Here is an 18,007-nt window from a genome sequence, read left to right as displayed (position 1 = left end):
CTCGAGCATTTTTCCTGCGCTATCTCTGATCATCTACTTACTGTGATTGGTATAAATCTTCAAACGTCTTAATTATTAGGCGGGGCGTAAAGTGGCACCTGATAGTCTGATTCATAGATAGATGGAAAGGAGTCAGACATGAGCAAGATTAAGCCACATGTGACGTTCCATGGTGTATGTAGAGAGGCTCTTGGCTTTTACAGTCAGGCACTTAACGGGGAAATTAAGACAATCGCGACATTTGACGAATCTCCGGTGGAGTTTCCCAATCATTTACTCAGTAGAGTCATGCATGCGGAATTCGAATCGCCGGAAGTGAGCTTCTATGCGTCCGATGGGTTAGACGATTCGTTGGCGCAAGGCTCTGGCGATGTTGCGTTCCATGTCAGTTTTGAGGATGAGAAAAGACAGAACCAAGTCTTTATGGCGCTTTCTGAAATGGGGCAAATTGTGATGCCGTTGGATTACACGTTTTGGAAAGTGCGCTTTGGTATGGTGACGGACAAGTACGGGATAAGGTGGATGCTGAGTTGTCCCGCCGAACACGTAGAGATTTAGTATACCTAAACAGCCTGAATCCAGCATTTTCAGGTTGTTTAGGTATAAAAAAGCCCCGAATTGTCGGGGCTTTTTCATGGAGTATTTAATCTTCGTTCGGACTCAGCCAGCGGTAAACCACACCGGCGATGAAAGCACCAATCAATGGGGCCACCCAGAACATCCAAAGTTGTGCCATTGCCCAGTCACCAACAAGCAGTGCAGGCCCCGTGCTTCGTGCAGGGTTCACTGACGTGTTTGTGATTGGAATACTGATGAGGTGGATCAAAGTCAGGGCAAGACCAATCGCCAATCCCGCCATGCCTGGACTTGCCAGTTTGTGGGTCGCCCCCATGATGACGATCAGGAACATAAAGGTCATCAGCACTTCGGTGATAAAGCCGGAAAGCATGTCATAGCCGCCTGGTGAATGGTCACCATAGCCATTTGATGCCAAGCCACCTGCTAAGTCAAAACCCGGTGCGCCGCTGGCAATAATATAAACAACATAGGCGCCGACAATACCCCCAGCGACCTGAACCAGCATATAGGGAATCAGCTCAGCGGTAGGAAAGCGTCCGCCGGCCCATAGGCCAAAGGATACGGCTGGGTTGAGGTGACAACCGGAAATATGGCCAATGGCGTAAGCCATGGTCACCACGGTTAAACCGAAGGCGAGGGCGACGCCCAAGAAGCCTATACCAAGTTCCGGAAAAGCGGCTGCGAATACAGCACTACCGCAACCCCCAAGCACCAACCAAAAGGTGCCAATAAACTCTGCTGTCAATTTCTTCAACATTTCACGATCTCCCTAGTTGTATTTAGGACGGCACGTGAGAAAACCATACTCATGACTACCTTGCCATCTGAGTTATTTAGATCTGGGTACATGCTTAAAAGTAGCACTCTATGCTTTATTTAGAGTGTTATTCATAATTTGATACCCCAACGTGCCATCAAACGTACCTATGACCTGTATGCTGGTTCGAGTGTCACAATTCAGCGGCTTTAAGGGGGGTGTAATTTACAATTGGGTAGTTGTTACGCTGGGAACCGATATGTGTTAGCTTTAAAAATCAAATGGATGGTTGTAAGAGACGATCTGAACTATCTCATTCAGAGGTATCAGAATGATTAAAATTGGATTTATTGTTGGCCTGATCATTATTGGCGTTTTGGTTGCCAAGTTCCTCGATGAAAAGTCCCAGAAGAAGTTTTTGATTGGCGCTGTTTCTACAGTCGCATTGGCTGTGGTGTTGTTGGTGATTTCAGAATTAATGCGTTAAACGTTTAACGTTAAACGGAATAAAAAAAGCGAACCGGATGGTTCGCTTTTTTGTTAGAAGATTATCTCACCGCCTGACGGCTTCTGTTTCCAGCAGGGCGTTTCTTTCCACCTTGTGCTGGTTTACCGCCAGCATTTGAATGTGCTTTTGGCTTACCACCTTGTGGCGTTGCTTTGCCATTGGTTGGTTTCTTGCCTGCTGGTTTGCCGCTACGCTGGTTAGGCTTACGAATATCTGGCTGGTTCGGGTGTTTAGTTGCAAAGCGTTTAGCGCCATGACGGCTTGAACCACGACGTTGTGCCGGTGTCATTTCCGCTTCTGTGCCTTCGCGAGGTACCAGACAGCCCGGACGGTCACCAATCAGGTGGCGTTTGCCCATAGTGATCAATGCTTCACGCAGTAAAGGCCAGTTTGCTGGATCGTGGTAGCGCAGGAAGGCTTTATGCAGACGACGCTGGCGCTCACCTTTGGCGACGAACAAGTCTTCACGCTTCTTATACTTCACGCGTTTCAGCGGGTTAGTTTCCGCATGGTACATCGCCGTTGCATTACACATCGGTGATGGGTAGAAGTTCTGTACCTGGTCACAACGGAAATCGTTTTCTTTCAGCCACAGTGCCAGATTCATCATGTCTTCATCAGTACAGCCAGGGTGCGCTGCGATGAAGTAAGGGATCAGGTACTGTTTCTTACCCGCTTCTTTCGAGTATTTCTCGAACAGCTCTTTAAAGCGGTCATAGGTGCCCATGCCCGGCTTCATCATCAGATCCAGTGTGCCTTTCTCTGTGTGCTCAGGCGCGATTTTCAGATAACCACCCACGTGGTGAGTGACCAACTCTTTCACGTACTCAGGCGATTCAATCGCCAGGTCATAACGAACACCGGATGCGATAACCACTTTCTTCACACCTTCAAGCTCGCGCGCTTCGCGGTAGAGGTCGATAGTGTGTTTGTGGTCGGTGTCCAGCTTTTCACAGATTTTCGGGAAGACACAGGAAGGACGACGACAGTTCTTCTCTGCGCGTGGGTCTGAACAGCCCAAACGGTACATGTTTGCGGTTGGACCACCCAAGTCAGAAATCACACCGGTAAAGCCCGGTACCTTTTCTTTGATTTCTTTGATCTCGTTGAGGATGGAATCCTTTGAACGGTTCTGGATGATGCGGCCTTCGTGCTCGGTAATCGAACAGAAAGAACAACCACCAAAACAACCACGCATGATGTTGACCGAGGTTTTGATCATCTCATACGCAGGGATTTTCGCATCGCCATAGCTAGGGTGAGGAACACGTGCAAACGGCAAGCCGAATACATAGTCCATTTCTTCTGTTGTCAGAGGAATAGGCGGCGTGTTGACCCAAAGTTCACGCTCGCCGTGCTTTTGCACCAGCGCACGTGCGGAATAAGGGTTGGTTTCCAAATGCATCACGCGGCTTGCGTGCGCATACAGAATGCGGTCATTCAGAAGCTTTTCGTAAGAAGGCAGACGAACGAAGCTATTTTCCGCATCGTGGCGGGAAGGGCGAACCATCACAGGCTTCGGCGCTTCTTCTTTTACTTCACTTTTATCGGTTGCGCAGGCAGTTTCTGTTGCGTATGGGTTTGGCATCACCATCGCTTTGCCTGGCTTATCGATACGTGAGCTGTCGATTTCCTTCATGTCTTCCGGCACTTTTTTCAGCATCACTGCGGTGCCAGGAATACGGGTCATATCCGCGATATTTTCGCCACGAGAAAGGCGGTGTGCCACGTCAACCAGCGCACGCTCTGCGTTACCGAACAATAAAATGTCAGCTTTGGCATCGCACAGGACTGAACGACGAACTTTGTCTGACCAGTAATCGTAATGCGCAAGACGACGAAGGCTGGCTTCGATACCGCCCAGTACGATAGGGGTGTCTTTGTATGCTTCTTTACAGCGTTGCGAGTAAACCAATACAGCACGATCCGGACGCTTTCCGCCAGCATTACCTGCTGTGTAGGCGTCATCATGGCGAGGTTTACGGTCAGCGGTGTAGCGGTTAATCATGGAGTCCATGTTACCGGCTGTTACACCGAAGAAGAGGTTAGGCTGGCCAAGTGCCATAAAGGCTTTCTTATCCTGCCATTCTGGCTGCGAGATAATGCCTACGCGGAAGCCTTGCGCCTCAAGCGTACGACCGATAACTGCCATACCAAAGCTAGGATGGTCGACATAGGCATCGCCGGTAACAATGATGATGTCACAGCTATCCCAGCCGAGCATGTCCATTTCTTCTCTGCTGGTAGGCAGAAAAGGAGCAGGACCAAAACACTCAGCCCAGTATTTCGGGTAATCGAAAATCGGAGTTACAGAATTGCGCATTTTTTAACCTCTTTCTCGCGAGGCGTGAATTATAGCGGCTTGCGCAGGTGAGAGCCAGATCGAATAAATCCGTAAATTTGAAAGGGATTTGGCTTGAATATCCCAGCAGGCATTGATTAATGCGGAGACAAATTGGTGAATAACGAAAAACTAAGGGGGTTGTTTAAACAACCCCCTAAAGTATCAGTGTCTTGCAGTCTCGCAAGGTTTGCTCGAGGTAGGTGCTGGGTCGGCGTTAAAACTTGTAACCGGCAATCAAGGCAAAACGCGAGCTATCAGTATGATCAACACCAATCAAGATGTCTTCGCGGACTTCGAGATACGCGCCATTATTGAATTGGGCGCGGGCACCGACACCGAAAAGGAAGCCAGTCTCACTGAATGAATCAGATTTTACGGTTTCGCTTGGGCTAGTTCTTGTAACATCCATTTTATGGTAGCCAAGGCCAACAGCGCCGTAAGGTTTAATACTCCAACCACCCATGTCGAATGTCCAGCCAATATCAGCATCTACGAGAAAGCTTGAACCCTCAAATTCGTAGTGATCATATCTACGCTTGTCACCACTGGTTTCGTAATAGCTGATATTAAGTCCAACCATTTGGTTGAAGTCGTAACCGTAAGTGAGATTGAAACCGTCACCTGTACTGTTGTGGCCGTAATTAATTCCTTTCAGCTCATATGAGACATAGGTTCCGGCTGTTAGATTGTAGCCTGCACCGATACGAGAACCACTAAAGTCATTTGCTTGGGCGCCAAAAGAAGCAAATACCACAGCTAATGCCAGCATTGATTTTTTCATATTATTTCTCCAAAGATTAAAAAAGAGGCAGCACAGTTGAAAGCTTCAATTTAATTGATTAGTTCTAATTGGTTCTGTCCGTTTGAAGACGGCTAAAGATTGTTATCAACTGTGTTTCGAGCACGGAGAAATTTTCGCAATATTATATTGGGAGAGAAATGGCGTGAATTTTTAACCATTCACACCATATTTACCAACACTTGTAGCGATTAGGTGACTTTCTTGCTGGAGTATTTAAAGGGTTGTAGAACTCCATCCTGTGAGGAGGTGAGAGACAACTATGTCGCAACTTTCTGATAAGACTCGTGATCTTTGAATCGAGGTTTAAATCTATCAATATGATCAAAAGGAATTGCTCTCTCAAAGTAAAAACCTTGGATGTATCTCACTCCCATCGTTTTCAATTTTAAATATTGGATGTCTTTCTCAACCCCTTCAGCCACGCAGTGGAGACCTAGGTCATTGCATAGGGTAAAAATGTTCTTACAAATGTGATACCCCTTTTCTGATTCGATGTTGTCAATCAGAGACTTATCGATTTTTATTGTATTGATTGGCAGGAAGGTCAGCGTTTCAAATGAGCTGTAGCCAACGCCGAAGTCGTCAAGTGAAATACCAAATCCGTTGTCATGAAGCCGCATAATATTGGCGATAGAACTGGGGCTTTTGATAGAATCACGCTCAATAATTTCAAACTCGACACTCAGTCCTTTTAGTTCTCTGATAATTAGCTCAATGGTTTTGTTATCGGTGAGCGTGTCAGGATGGATGTTGACAGCGATTTTGGGGTCGAATCCTCCAAGACGCCAAATCTGGAAGTGTTTTCTCACTTCCTTGCATACCCACAGATCAATGACGCTTGCTAAACCTGCGAGTTCGAGAGACTCAAGGAAAAATGGGCCTGAGATGGTACCGTCGTCCCTCCTAATTCTGAGTAGGGCTTCGTAGGCACTGCAGCGTCCTTCGATAATGTCTACTTTGGGTTGGTAGTGAACTTCGAGCTTATTTGAGCTGATGAACTTGATGATTTTGTCGACTTCTTGATTGGATTTGATGATTTTCGATTCTGCAGCATTGGATTTAATGCCTTCGTTTGACTCCATTAACTCAATCATCTCTAGATTATTTTTCAGGTTTTCCAGATGGTTGGAAGAAGACTGTGCCAGTGAATACCGCTTGATAAATGGTGCGTAAATGAAGGTGCCTACAACGACCAGTAGGAGCTGCAACAAAAGGGCTCCACCATGTCCATCGGTCGCGATAAAGGCGTTGATAAATATAGGGGTTATCCAGGAAACCTGATTGTTGATGAAGGAAATATCAAAAAAATCAACGTAAAAGTAGGCGATGACGATGTTGAATACAGGAATGAAAACAAATGGGGCAAGCAGGTACTTGTTTAGGACGATGGGCAAGCCGTAGATGAGTGTTTCGTTGACGTTAAAGATCGCGAAAGGAAGAGAGATCTTTGACACCTTATTGATGTGCTTGCTCTTTGAATAAATAAGTGCCGCAAAAATTAATGATAAACCTGATCCTGAGCCGCCATATATGACAAACACGTCATAAAAAGCTTTGTAAGAAATATCGTTGATGATAGGGAAAGAGAGGCTTCCACTGGGTGCAATTATTGAGAGGGTGTTGGGGCCATGTACACCTAAAAACCAAAGACACTGTGACGCAAGCGTTCTGAGCGTCATGATGGAAAAAAGATCCAAGTCCAGAAAGCCGAAACTGATATTGCTGGCAATGACCTCCAATCCTTTGATCATCAGTAAATAGGCCACAATCGAGACAAAATAGATAAGGATAAAAGATTTGAGGTGGAAGAAAACGTGGCTAAGTTGACCATTGGATAGCTTCAGGTCTTTTTCGAATCGAGGAAGGATGTTGAATAGCGCAACGGACACTATGGGAATGATAAGGACAAAGAAGGAGACGCCAGCATCATGAAGTAACCATTGAGCTTTGTGTGCATTTATCATGGACTCAATGGTGATGAAAATCGCGAAAGATAAGGTGATGATAAATATATTATTGATATTATTGCGTTTTGAAAAGTGGAACGCGATTGAAGTCATTAGTATGACGGGGAAAAAGTCGCTCATGTAACCAATGATTTTGGTGAGTACAATGCTGTTCAAATAGGGAGTGGTGAAATCCGTTAAAATCAGAAGCTGGTTGATTAGCACAATAACGGAAGATAAAACCAAGTAAGGAACCGTGCTTATAAATGACTCCTTAATGGCCATAAAAAACACGTCTCTTCTCAATCTTTTTATGTTGTCCACGTTGCTTTCCCCAAAACAATTAAGCCAATAATCCTGTCTTTGGACGCTGTAACGACCTGTTAATTGGCAGTAGATAGACTTAGCTTTGATTGTGATGTGTCATTAATGAAGTGAGTATCGGACTATTTAACGGGTTCGAGTTAAATGTGAGTCACTTGTGTATGAATTATTTACACAATTAATTCATTGGTATTTAAAATGTTGGACAAATCGTATGTGGCGAGAAGCTGTGGATAGAATAAAGGGGGAGAAATTTGGCCGATGACTAGAAGATCTAAACCACTCGGAAAGTGCGCGCCCCGGACTATTAGGACAGGAAAAAGCCTTGATAGGAAAGATAAGCTCAGAGATAAATGGTGATAAGTTTGATGATATCGAATCGTGCTAACGAGTTGGGCCTTGAGAGTGAAAAGGCGAAGATATTCAAGGCCCGGTTTGTTGTTAAGGCAATCGCGATACAGCGGCGATTAAAGGAAAACAGCGTCAATGTTCAATGAACCGTCACTTTCACGAGTGAATCAGGTTCTAACTCAATGTAAAAATTCCCTTTTTTCAATCCATCCAAATATTTCACGTATACCGACCCTTTAACTGGGCATTTTTTATGGTATTGCAGCTGGATTAGCTCACCGTGTTTGTTCATGCAAATCATACAAAGCTCCTCAACAAACTCTTTTAATTGCTTTTTGCACGCTAACAGTATCCATTCGTTTTTGTTTTAGACCTCTCGTTACTCTACGTCGTACTGTTATTTCCCTAAAGCAACCTACAGGCCAACTTTTTTAAGAAGCATCCAAATAATCAAGATATCAATAGGTTAATCTTCTTCTGTTAACATAAATGGTGGATGCCTAAGTTTGTTGTCTTTTCGCAAAATGATTTTCAGAATGCAAATGAATAACCGGACTATTGATGAGGTGAATTGCAGTTAATTCAAACATTTGCTTTAAAGATGGATTTGCTAGGATTTTCTGACACGAAAAGAAACGCCGTCTTAGCCAATAGCAAGACGGCGTCAATTTGAGCGTGTTTGAAGTGAAGTTTAGAAGCGGTAGGTCACGCCAACTGAACCAAAGAACTCACTGGCGTTGTAGAAGTCGATGTTTGAGTCAGTGTTGTTATAACCCGCAAGTGTGACAAACGAGAGCGGATGAACTTCGAAGAAATGTGCATATTCGTATGCTAGGAATGCGCTGAATTCTTGATCGTTTCTCACTTCGCCAAACACCGGATGCACGGCATCGTAATCGCGGTAATGGTATTTACCGGTCAGTACCACTTTGTTTCGGCCTGCAAAGCTGAAATAGCTGAGTTCGCCACCGTAGGTTTGGTGTGACATGGCATCGCCGTCAGATTCGTTTTTCATGTACACGAATGCAGGTGAAACACCTAATCCGCGGCCAAGAAATTGGCGATAACTGACTTTGGAGTAGAAGGTGTCTCCACTGCGGTCCAGACTTTGTTGCTGGGCAGGTGAAAGCCCCAGCGTGCTGCCGCTTTGTTCAAGATCGACCTCAGTTTGAGCGTAGGCCAAATCGAGCGAGAGCATAGAGCCGCCAATGCGATCCAACTGGAGTCGGTAAGCGTCTCCGGATTTTTCCGTTTCGCTTCTGGCAGCCCCCAGTGTGAAAGGATCTGTCCATACATCTTCTGCAAGCACCGTTGGAAGGTATGACAAGGAAACCCGGGTGCCAGATTCAAACTCTTGTTGGTAGCCAAGCTCCAGTGCAATGGTACCGATGGCGATATCTTCACGGGACGTACCGACGAAAATTTGCTTATCCAAGCTCTGACCAAAGGTATATGCCACGCTACCCAGCGCACCCACGATAGAGCTTGTCTCTTGCTCGCCTTCGGAATTCAAAGGCGCGTTTTTAACCGCATTGCCTTTGGTTGAAAGATTAGAATTTGTTGATGTCGCGCCGGCAATAACGGAAATTTCACCACTCAATCCGCCTTTTTCAGCGAGACCTGCATGAGCAACAAACGGCAAAAGTGCAATGGCTGTAAGAAGAGGGGTCGTTGTTTTCATCGATTATTCTGTCCCTGAGGTGTTGTGCGGTGCATGGATAACTCAACAACCTGAGTCTTGCGTCGTAAGGTTGTTTGATTATGTTAACAGACTGGGAAACTTAAAAAACAATTTAATATCTATAAGTTACGAATAATAAATACGGTATGCCTATCAGTAAGGATCACCTCTGTGAACCTTCAATTAGCCCAACAAGCCGTTCAATTTTCACGTTTGATAGTTGGCGATAATCAAAATATGGGCAAATAAAGATAGGCAAGGTGGCATGTTTGGCAAATTCATTATCCAGCCAGACACATTGTTCAGAGAGACCCAATTTCAGGGCATGTGTTCTCCCGGCAATAATATGGATACCGCCTTGTCTCGCGTTTCTCTCGACATCCCAATCTCCGAACAGAAGTGACGTTCCGCTTTGAGATTGCAAAAGCGCTTGGTCTCTGAAATCTTGCCAGCTTGAGAAGCCGCTCGGTTTAAATGGGGAACACTCTGGAAAAGCGAACAACAACTTGGCGTAGACATTGAACACTTTTCGCCAGCCATTACCGCCTATATTGCCAAGGGATTTGATGTCACCTTCATGAAGGGCTTTAACGTGGCTATTTGCTGGAGCCTCTCCCCACAGTTCTTCAGATGGCGGCGCTTTTTCAATATAGACATGGAGGCTTGCGTTGCTGTCGCCAAAGGCATAGTGACTCACATTGATTTCCTATTTGTTATTCTGCACAAAGTCGATAAAGGCGCGGTCGGCCAAGGAAAGGTAGCCATGTTTACGCCACGCCATCGCAATGTCCAGTGTGACTGGTTCTTCAAAAGGAATGGGTTTCAACCCCGTTTCGTGTTCTGTCACCATTTCCAGCAGTGCCGTGATGGCAAATCCATGCCGGACGATATTGAGGATCATGGCTAACAGGTTCGTTTCGAACGAAAGATGCGGTGAGATTTTATGGCTGGCACAAATCCGGTCGACAAATTCGCGGTGAAAGTATCCCTTTTTGAACATCACCAGCTCTTCATTAAAGAACTCTTGAAAGCTGATCGACTCGCGCTCTGCCAACGGATGGTCAGTTGAAGTGACCGCCACCATTTGCGAGGAAATCAGATGAGTGGTTTCCAGCGCTGACGGAACATCTTGATTGTGTATCACGCCAATATCCAAGTCGCCATCTAATAACATCTGACGAATGGACTGTGTTCCTGCTTCCACCACGCTGAGTTTGAGATCTGGGTAGCGGCTTTTGAAGCCCATCAGAATCGAAGGGAAGAAATAAGAACCCAGCATGCCAGGAACGCCGACGCGAACTTCTCCCTTTTGTAGCCCGCGAAGCTCTGCCATCGCAGTGTTGGCGTCTTTGACCTGTTGAAGCACCCGATAAGCATGAGGCAACAGAATCTCACCCTCGTGGGTTAAATGAACTTGACGCTCATTCCGATCAAACAAGGGCAGGCCAATACTCTGCTCCAGCTTTTTGATGGCGATACTCAATGCGGGTTGTGCAATATTGAGTTGCCTTGCGGCACGTGTGAAATTCTGTTGTTCTGCAACGCAGACGAAGTAGCGTAACTGACGAATATCCATTTCGATTCCTATCGTTCCCGCATAGAAAGACGTGGTAGGTATAAATAAAAGATCTTACTTCTATATATTTAATATACTTCTTTTATCATGAGGGCGTTGCTAAATTCACTGTATATCCAGAGAAAAACAGTGAATAACATCATGATTGAATTACAGACACCCGCCTATCGAAAAGCTGCCTTTGCCTTGTCATTTGGCTCTTTTCTTGTGTTCTGTAATCTCTATCTGTTTCAACCCTTGTTGCCTGTTTTTGCCAATGCGTTTGAAGTGACAGCCACCAAAGCAAATTGGTTGTTGGCATCATCTACTTTGGGTTTGTCTGTCAGCTTGATTCCATGGGCGGTGATTTCAGAAAAAATCGGTCGACGACCAGTGATGCTGTTCAGTTTGGTGTTAATGCCATTGGTGGGCGTGTTATCGCTTCTGATTGAATCTTTTTGGGGCTTGGTTGCTATCCGGGGATTAATGGGTATTGCGCTGGCTGGTTATGCGGCTGTTGCTGTTGCTTATATGGCGGATGAATTCAGTCCGACTGCTTTGGTGGTTGCAGTGGGGGCCTATATCAGTGCCAACTCTTTAGGTGGCATTTTTGGACGCCTTTCCGGCGGTATGTTAGCTGACTTCTATGGATGGCAAGGGGCAGTGGCTGCCATGGCGACATTCACTGTCTTGGGGATGGCATTGGTGTATTGTCTGTTGCCTCCTCAGCGTGAGTTTGTGCCCTCAAACGATTCCTTTTTCAAACAATTCAGAATGGTAGGTAGGCACATCAGAAATCCGATTTTGTGGATGGCGATGGTTATCGGCGGTATCAACTTTGCCGTGTTCGTGAATATCTACTCTGTGACCACGTTTCGTCTGCTTGCCGCGCCTTTCAACCTCCCGGTTAGTGTCGCTTCCGCCATTTTTATCTGTTATCTGGCAGGAACCCTAACTTCGAGATTGAGCGGCCGCTGGGCAAACCGATATTCACCCATTTCGGGCATGACGTTTGGTACCTTGGTGACATTAACGGGTGTTCTGATTGCCAATATTGAGCATCAGGCTGCGGTGGTGATTGGCTTACTTGTGGTCAGTGGCGGTGCGTTTTTCACCCATTCACTGGCTTATGGTTGGGTCAGTCGTCGAGCGCAACAGGGGAAAGCGACTGCAACGGCATTGTATCTGGTTCATTACTACGTGGGTGGCAGTCTCGGCGGGTTCTATCTTATTGGGTGTTGGGAAATCGGAGGTTGGCACGCTGTGACTTTTGGTGCTTTGTCACTCGCGTTCGCAAACATTGTTTTGATTCAACTGCTTGGTGCCAAAAACAAAAAGGTCCCTGTTCAGGAACCTTGTTAATAGGGTTAGTTGACTAATTCCAACCACGGGCGCTTCATCCCGTCTTCGACTGCTTCGTTCACCTCATCAAACGTGCTGCTCTGATCACGGCCAGCATTCTTTGCTTGATAGAGCGCGAGGTCTGCCTGTTCGAGAATCATGGAGAGGTCATCATCTTTACACTGGCTGGTGCTGATCCCGATAGAGGTGGTGACCTTCAAAGGTTCAGGAAAACCATCGACCTTGATACCCATATCACGAACTCTTGTCATAATACGGTCCGCCACCAACTGTGCGTTGTCTGCACTGCAGCGTGGTAGGAACAAAATAAACTCTTCACCGCCAAACCGACCAAAAATATCACTCTTACGTTGGGTTTCCTGCACGGCCTGGGTGAATGCCTGAAGCACCATGTCACCCGCGTGATGTCCGTATCTGTCATTGACGCGCTTGAACCTGTCCAAATCCATCAGAAGCACGGAGTAGGGGCGTGATTTTGTACGGGTGTTTTCGAAATCCCGACGGGCAAGCGTCAACAACATGCGGCGGTTGTAGACACCTGTTAGCGGGTCGAGCGTGGCGTGACGGTAGAGTCTTAGCATCATGTGAAGCTTGGAGGTCTGTGCCCAAATCACCAGGAAGCCGACTACGGTTTGCAACCAATAGAGCCCCAGCGTTTCGAAAGAGAGTAACGCGCCACTTTGCACATCGACATATATTTGTGAAACCACCGTCATTAGCATGACACTGACAGATTCTTTCACGGTTAGGGGAAGAATAGTCAGGATCATCACATACACGAATGGCAGTAGGTTATAGCAGTAGCTGAAAGCATCAATACTATGTGGGTAGCCAAGGATATGGTTTGCTAGCACGTAAAACATGTTCAGGCTGAAGACCAGCGCAAATATGCCATTTCTACAGGCGCTTAATGTGCTGCGTAGACTGGTCATCCAGCCAATAAATATCAACACAGCAGAAAGCTTCAGTCTCAGGATGGCTATGGAGCCAGCTGCGTCTTCAAGAAGTATCGCGTCAATGGGGATCCAAAGCAGACAGAGCGCCGCCCAAATATAGCAAAGCGCCATAATACGGGTGCGAAGGTAGGTGGCGCGTGTTGTGTTGAACGCTGCAGCATGTGTTCGGTCAGTCAGCAGCTCTAACACTTGGGTTTTGTACTGTGATAAGGACAATTCCATATCCCGCACTTGTCATCCTGTTAGTTGAAATCATCAATACACCTAGATTTTTACTCTTCACTAGGTCATTTTTTTGAAGCGTGTTCACATTTGCAGTCTTGATATAAAAACAGTTACATATCCATGCGACTGATTGCAAAATAATCGTCAATAACTGTGAGCGCCTCAACGTTGTTACACACTTTTAGTGTGGTTTTAGACCGAAAAAATCTGAAGACGCTTCATTCAGATCATTTGGGTATATCGCTTTTATTCGGTATATAATCGGTGTTCAATTGATCTGGGTAAGAAAAGATGTACGAAATTTTTAGCGCAGTGACGCTTGCGGGTGTGCTGGGAGCACAAGCTGTTTTAACCTTAGTCCTGCTGAAAGGGGACATTTGTCCGGGGCAGCGTGGGCGTTTACACAAAGCTTTCTGGTTCTTGGTTGTTGGCTGGGCGCTAACTGTTCCTTTCTCGCCATTTTCAGCGCTGCCTTTTATTACCCTCGGCATTTTCTCGCTGCGATCTAAATCAGGCAAAACACGTCAAACGGGACCCGTGCCGTTATTGCATCTTTCAAATGCCTTTGGCGTGCTGGCACTTTTGATGACCAGTGTTGAGCAGGGCGTGATCACCACGTTATTGATGATATCGCAGGTACTTCTGGTAGGGGCAATCACCGCACACTGTTTGCTGGTTAGAGCGCGTTCTCGTCTGCAGGCGTTCCACCGTATTTTGCCCGTGATTGGCGTTGTCGCAGTGATGTTGACCGCCGTGACACTGGCTGTGGCAAGCATGATGTTGGAGCCGGAAGCGGCTCAATCGCTGGTGTCGACAGTCGTAATCAGCCTAGGTCTGGCGATTGCCGGTGTCATTGTGTGGACTTCCCACTTAGTTCGACAGACCACCCCTCATCTGGCACAGCTTTGTGTCACCTTGCTGGTGATCGGATGCGCATCCGGTGTGGCTTTGTCGAGCGTTATCTAGCCGTTTCAGGAATCCCTGTCTCAGCAGCAATAAAAAGGCACGTGAAGTGCCTTTTTTGTTGTTTGATTCACACTGGCAGGACGGCAGCCGAACTATGCTTTAAGTATGTGTCCGCGTGTAGGATTGCCATCATGGAAATACATAACCTTGATCACCTCGATAGCGCCATCATGTATGGCATCGTGAATGAAAAGCTTCGTCTTGAATGTTCTTCACTGGATGATTTGGCGTCGCAATTCGACCTAGATTTACAAGAGTTCCAGGCCAAAATCGACGCCATGGGGTGCTATTACGATCCACTGGTGAACCAGCTTCGTCAAAAATAGTCCCAAAGGTCAGCAGACCCTAAAGTTACACGCGCTTAATGCCTTCCAAGTGTGTGTGGCATTGGTTACGGGCGGTGGAAAAGAAAGCTTGAAGGTACGGACGTTGTGCCTCCTGGTTTCTGACCGCCGCAAATAAGCGTCGCCATAATCCCTTCCCTAAAGGTCTGTCTACAACCAAGCCTTGCCGAGAAAACTCGCTGATTGCCCAATTAGGAAGTGCTGCTACACCAAGGCCTGCGGTCACCATTTGGATAAGCATTAAGGTGTTGTCAGCCGATTTGAAGTGCGCGGGCTCGATACCTGCGGGTTGCAGGAAATGCTTAATCACATCCATTCGCTGACGCTGAACCGGATAGGTCAGCAAGGTTTCGTTAGCCAAGTCTTCCGGCTCAATGGACTTTTTACTCGCCAATGGGTGGTTGTCAGCCAGCACTAAACGCATCTCGAAATCAAACAACGCTTCGTAATGAATTTCGCTGCGAGGCGCAATGTCAGAAGTGATCACCAAATCCAGTTCACCACCGGCCAGCGCTGGTAATGGTTCAAAGCCAAATCCTGAAGAGAAATCCAGTGTGACCAAGGGCCAGCTGATTTTGTACTCTTTTAGTGCTGGCATCAGCCATTGGAAACAGGAATGGCACTCGATAGCCATGTGCAGGCGTCCTTGCGCGTCTTCCTTCAAAGCGGCCAACTCAGTTTCTGCTTGAGCGAGTCTTGGCAGCACATCATCCGCCAGTTTCAGAAGTACCTGACCTTCAGCGGTAAAGCGCACAGGGCGGGTTTTACGAAGAAACAGAGGCGCGCCGATACGCTGTTCTAAGTCTTTGAGTTGATGACTCAATGCGGATTGAGTCAAGCACAATTGTGTGGCGGTTGAGGTCAATGAGCCCGTGTCTCTGAGTACCGCCAACGTACGTAAGTGTTTCACTTCTAGCATGAATTTTTCTCAACATCCGTTTGAGTAATTTGAGTTTGTTTTATGCACTCTAATGAATCAATGTGGACATGTAAACATCTGGACGGCTAAAAATAAGGAAAGAGTCATGACCACAACGCATATTCTTGGTTACCCTCGCATCGGTAACAAACGCGAACTGAAATTTGCACTCGAACAATACTGGCAAGGTGAAATCAATCAACAAGGATTGCTGGATGTTGGCGCGACAATTCGCCATCACAACTGGCAGGTACAAAAGGACGCGGGCCTTTCTTTTGTCACTGTCGGTGATTTCGCTTGGTACGATCAGGTGCTACAAACCAGCCTGACTTTAGGCCATATCCCGAAACGTCATCGCAGCGGCCATCCAGATTTGGATACCTTGTTTCGTATTGCCCGCGGGAAAGCACCGACAGGATGCAGTTGCGCGGCGTCAGACATGACGAAATGGTTTAACACCAATTACCACTATATAGTTCCTGAATTCACCAAGGATGATGAGTTTAACCTGAGCTGGAACCAAATTTTCGATGAGGTTAACGAGGCGCAAAAGGCGGGGCACACTGTTAAACCAGTCATTCTGGGACCCATCTCTTACCTCTACTTGGGCAAAGAAAAAGAAGCCGGTTTTAACCGCTTAGATCTGTTGCCACGTCTGCTTTCTGTCTACCAACAAATCTTTGCCAAATTCAAAGCACAAGGCGTTGAATGGGTGCAAATTGATGAGCCAATTCTGGCATTAGAGCTGCCTGAGTCTTGGCGAAAAGCCTATAAACTCGCGTATCAGGTGATTGCAGGTGATGTGAAGCTGTTGCTGACGACTTACTTTGAATCTGTAGAACAGCAGCTGGACATTATTTCCGAGCTGAAAGTGAATGGTCTTCATATCGATTTGAGTGTGGTACCACAACAGCTCAATGCTGTCATCAACCAGGTGCCGCAAGACTGGATCATCTCTTTAGGAGCCATCAACGGCCGGAATGTGTGGAAGGCGAACCTGAATACCTGGCTTAATTCGCTGTCTCCTGTGGTTGAAAAGCTGGGAGACAGGGCGTGGGTTTCGACAAGCTGCTCGTTGCTGCACACACCGGTAGATTTAGATCAGGAAACCGATCTCGATCCGGAAGTGCAATCCTGGCTGGCTTTTGCCAAGCAGAAAACCCACGAAGTGACTTTGCTTGCTGATGCTCTGAATGGTCACGAGTCAGCCATTGCACAATGTCGTGAATACAGTGCGGCTATTGAAGCCAGAGCGACGAGCACGCGGGTGAACAAACCTGATGTACAGGCACGTGTAAACGGAATAACGGCAGCATTGGCTGAGCGTGAAGAGAATTACGTGGAACGCGCCAAAGCACAGAAGGCGGCACTGAATCTTCCCCAGTTCCCAACCACCACCATCGGTTCTTTCCCGCAAACTGGCGAAATCCGCCAACAGCGTCGTGGCTATAAAACCGGAACCCTTTCCGAGACGGAATACGTCGCGGCAATGCAAGAACACATCAAAGATGCCATTGAGCGTCAGGAAAAACTGGGGCTGGATGTCTTGGTTCACGGAGAGCCTGAACGGAACGACATGGTGGAATACTTTGCCGAAAATCTCGATGGCTTCGCAGCGACACGATTTGGTTGGGTACAAAGTTATGGTTCGCGTTGCGTGAAACCAGCGGTGATCGTTGGCGATATTTCCCGTGAATCACCGATCACTGTTGAATGGGCGGCCTACGCACAGTCATTATCAGAAAAACCCGTCAAAGGCATGCTGACAGGACCGGTGACGATTCTGGGTTGGACGTTCCCACGCGAAGATCTTTCACGTCAGCAAATTGCAGAGCAAATCGCACTGGCCTTGCGTGATGAAGTGACTGACCTACAGGAAGCAGGTATCAAGATCATCCAGATAGATGAGCCTGCTATTCGCGAAGGGATGCCGCTGAAAGCCAGTGAGTGGCAAACCTATCTGGATTGGGCGGTCAACGCGTTTAAGATCTCAGCCTCCAGTGCGGTGTCTGACACCCAAATTCACACCCATATGTGTTACAGCGAATTCAACGACATCATTGATTCTGTGGCGGCGCTGGATGCTGATGTCATCACCATCGAAACCTCTCGTTCTGACATGGAGTTGCTTGGAGCATTTGAAGACTTTGCGTATCCAAATGAAATTGGTCCTGGCGTTTACGACATACATTCACCAAACATTCCTTCAGTGGAAAGCATCATTGGATTGCTAGAAAAAGCGCGTAAAACCATTCCGGATGCACGTTTGTGGGTCAACCCAGACTGTGGCTTGAAAACCCGCAACTGGACGGAAGTAGAAGCGGCATTGACTAACTTGGTGGAAGCAGCGAAAACGTTGCGCTCTGCAACAGAGTAGAAAAGTTTACG

General features: G+C 46.9%; 15 protein-coding genes. 6 read left to right on the top strand and 9 right to left on the bottom strand.

What is annotated here, in order from left to right; all coding sequences use genetic code 11:
* Nucleotides 1-138: 138 nt before the first annotated feature.
* On the top strand, nt 139-558 hold the full coding sequence (locus RN22_RS14960) for a VOC family protein (RefSeq protein WP_046305525.1): 420 nt from the start codon (nt 139-141) through the stop codon (nt 556-558).
* Nucleotides 559-643: 85 nt separating this feature from the next.
* Here the strand turns inward: RN22_RS14960 and aqpZ are convergent, their stop codons facing one another.
* A complete protein-coding gene (aqpZ, locus tag RN22_RS14955; protein ID WP_369700103.1) occupies nt 644-1,333 on the bottom strand; it encodes an aquaporin Z in 690 nt (229 codons plus the stop codon).
* Nucleotides 1,334-1,667: 334 nt separating this feature from the next.
* On the opposite strand from aqpZ, the gene RN22_RS25165 reads away from it, so the two are divergent.
* Nucleotides 1,668-1,823 (top strand): hypothetical protein, encoded by a 156-nt coding sequence (locus RN22_RS25165; RefSeq protein WP_002534997.1) that lies wholly within the window; start codon nt 1,668-1,670, stop codon nt 1,821-1,823.
* A 61-nt stretch (nt 1,824-1,884) separates the two neighbouring features.
* Here the strand turns inward: RN22_RS25165 and RN22_RS14945 are convergent, their stop codons facing one another.
* The 6 genes from RN22_RS14945 to RN22_RS14920 all read right to left on the bottom strand — a co-directional run bounded on the left by RN22_RS14945 (nt 1,885) and on the right by RN22_RS14920 (nt 10,868).
* Entirely contained in the window at nt 1,885-4,167 is a 2,283-nt protein-coding gene (locus RN22_RS14945) for a YgiQ family radical SAM protein (protein ID WP_046305524.1), read from the bottom strand.
* A gap of 235 nt (nt 4,168-4,402) precedes the next feature.
* Nucleotides 4,403-4,969, bottom strand: a complete 567-nt coding sequence (locus tag RN22_RS14940) for a porin family protein (RefSeq protein ID WP_052737549.1) — start codon at nt 4,967-4,969, stop codon at nt 4,403-4,405.
* Between the two features lie 278 nt (nt 4,970-5,247).
* Nucleotides 5,248-7,221, bottom strand: coding sequence for an EAL domain-containing protein (locus RN22_RS14935; protein ID WP_231590906.1), 1,974 nt, complete (start codon nt 7,219-7,221; stop codon nt 5,248-5,250).
* Nucleotides 7,222-8,302: 1,081 nt separating this feature from the next.
* Nucleotides 8,303-9,292, bottom strand: coding sequence for a DUF2860 domain-containing protein (locus RN22_RS14930; protein ID WP_046305522.1), 990 nt, complete (start codon nt 9,290-9,292; stop codon nt 8,303-8,305).
* A gap of 163 nt (nt 9,293-9,455) precedes the next feature.
* Nucleotides 9,456-9,989 (bottom strand): hypothetical protein, encoded by a 534-nt coding sequence (locus tag RN22_RS14925; RefSeq protein WP_046305521.1) that lies wholly within the window; start codon nt 9,987-9,989, stop codon nt 9,456-9,458.
* 9 nt (nt 9,990-9,998) lie between these two features.
* Complete coding sequence (locus RN22_RS14920) at nt 9,999-10,868, bottom strand: LysR family transcriptional regulator (RefSeq protein ID WP_002535003.1); 870 nt, start codon at nt 10,866-10,868, stop codon at nt 9,999-10,001.
* A gap of 141 nt (nt 10,869-11,009) precedes the next feature.
* On the opposite strand from RN22_RS14920, the gene RN22_RS14915 reads away from it, so the two are divergent.
* Complete coding sequence (locus tag RN22_RS14915) at nt 11,010-12,209, top strand: MFS transporter (protein ID WP_046305520.1); 1,200 nt, start codon at nt 11,010-11,012, stop codon at nt 12,207-12,209.
* A gap of 5 nt (nt 12,210-12,214) precedes the next feature.
* On the opposite strand, the gene RN22_RS14910 is transcribed toward RN22_RS14915, so the two are convergent.
* On the bottom strand, nt 12,215-13,387 hold the full coding sequence (locus RN22_RS14910; protein WP_046305519.1) for a diguanylate cyclase: 1,173 nt from the start codon (nt 13,385-13,387) through the stop codon (nt 12,215-12,217).
* A 294-nt stretch (nt 13,388-13,681) separates the two neighbouring features.
* Here RN22_RS14910 and RN22_RS14905 point away from each other — a divergent pair, with 294 nt between their 5' ends.
* Both RN22_RS14905 and RN22_RS14900 read left to right on the top strand, forming a co-directional pair.
* Nucleotides 13,682-14,356, top strand: a complete 675-nt coding sequence (locus RN22_RS14905; protein ID WP_046305518.1) for a hypothetical protein — start codon at nt 13,682-13,684, stop codon at nt 14,354-14,356.
* 131 nt (nt 14,357-14,487) lie between these two features.
* Entirely contained in the window at nt 14,488-14,682 is a 195-nt protein-coding gene (locus tag RN22_RS14900) for a DUF4250 domain-containing protein (RefSeq protein WP_002535009.1), read from the top strand.
* Between the two features lie 25 nt (nt 14,683-14,707).
* On the opposite strand, the gene metR is transcribed toward RN22_RS14900, so the two are convergent.
* Entirely contained in the window at nt 14,708-15,619 is a 912-nt protein-coding gene (gene metR, locus RN22_RS14895) for an HTH-type transcriptional regulator MetR (RefSeq protein ID WP_002535010.1), read from the bottom strand.
* A 106-nt stretch (nt 15,620-15,725) separates the two neighbouring features.
* Between metR and metE the strand changes: the two genes are divergently transcribed.
* Nucleotides 15,726-17,996 carry a 5-methyltetrahydropteroyltriglutamate--homocysteine S-methyltransferase gene (metE, locus tag RN22_RS14890; protein WP_046305517.1) on the top strand — a complete coding sequence of 757 codons (2,271 nt, stop codon included), beginning with the start codon at nt 15,726-15,728 and terminating at the stop codon, nt 17,994-17,996.
* Nucleotides 17,997-18,007 lie beyond the last annotated feature (11 nt).

The sequence above is a fragment of the Grimontia sp. AD028 genome (assembly GCF_000973155.1).
Classification (GTDB): domain Bacteria; phylum Pseudomonadota; class Gammaproteobacteria; order Enterobacterales; family Vibrionaceae; genus Enterovibrio; species Enterovibrio indicus.
The sequence above is the reverse complement of the archived record's forward strand: the minus strand, read 5'-3'. Positions and strand labels throughout refer to the sequence as shown.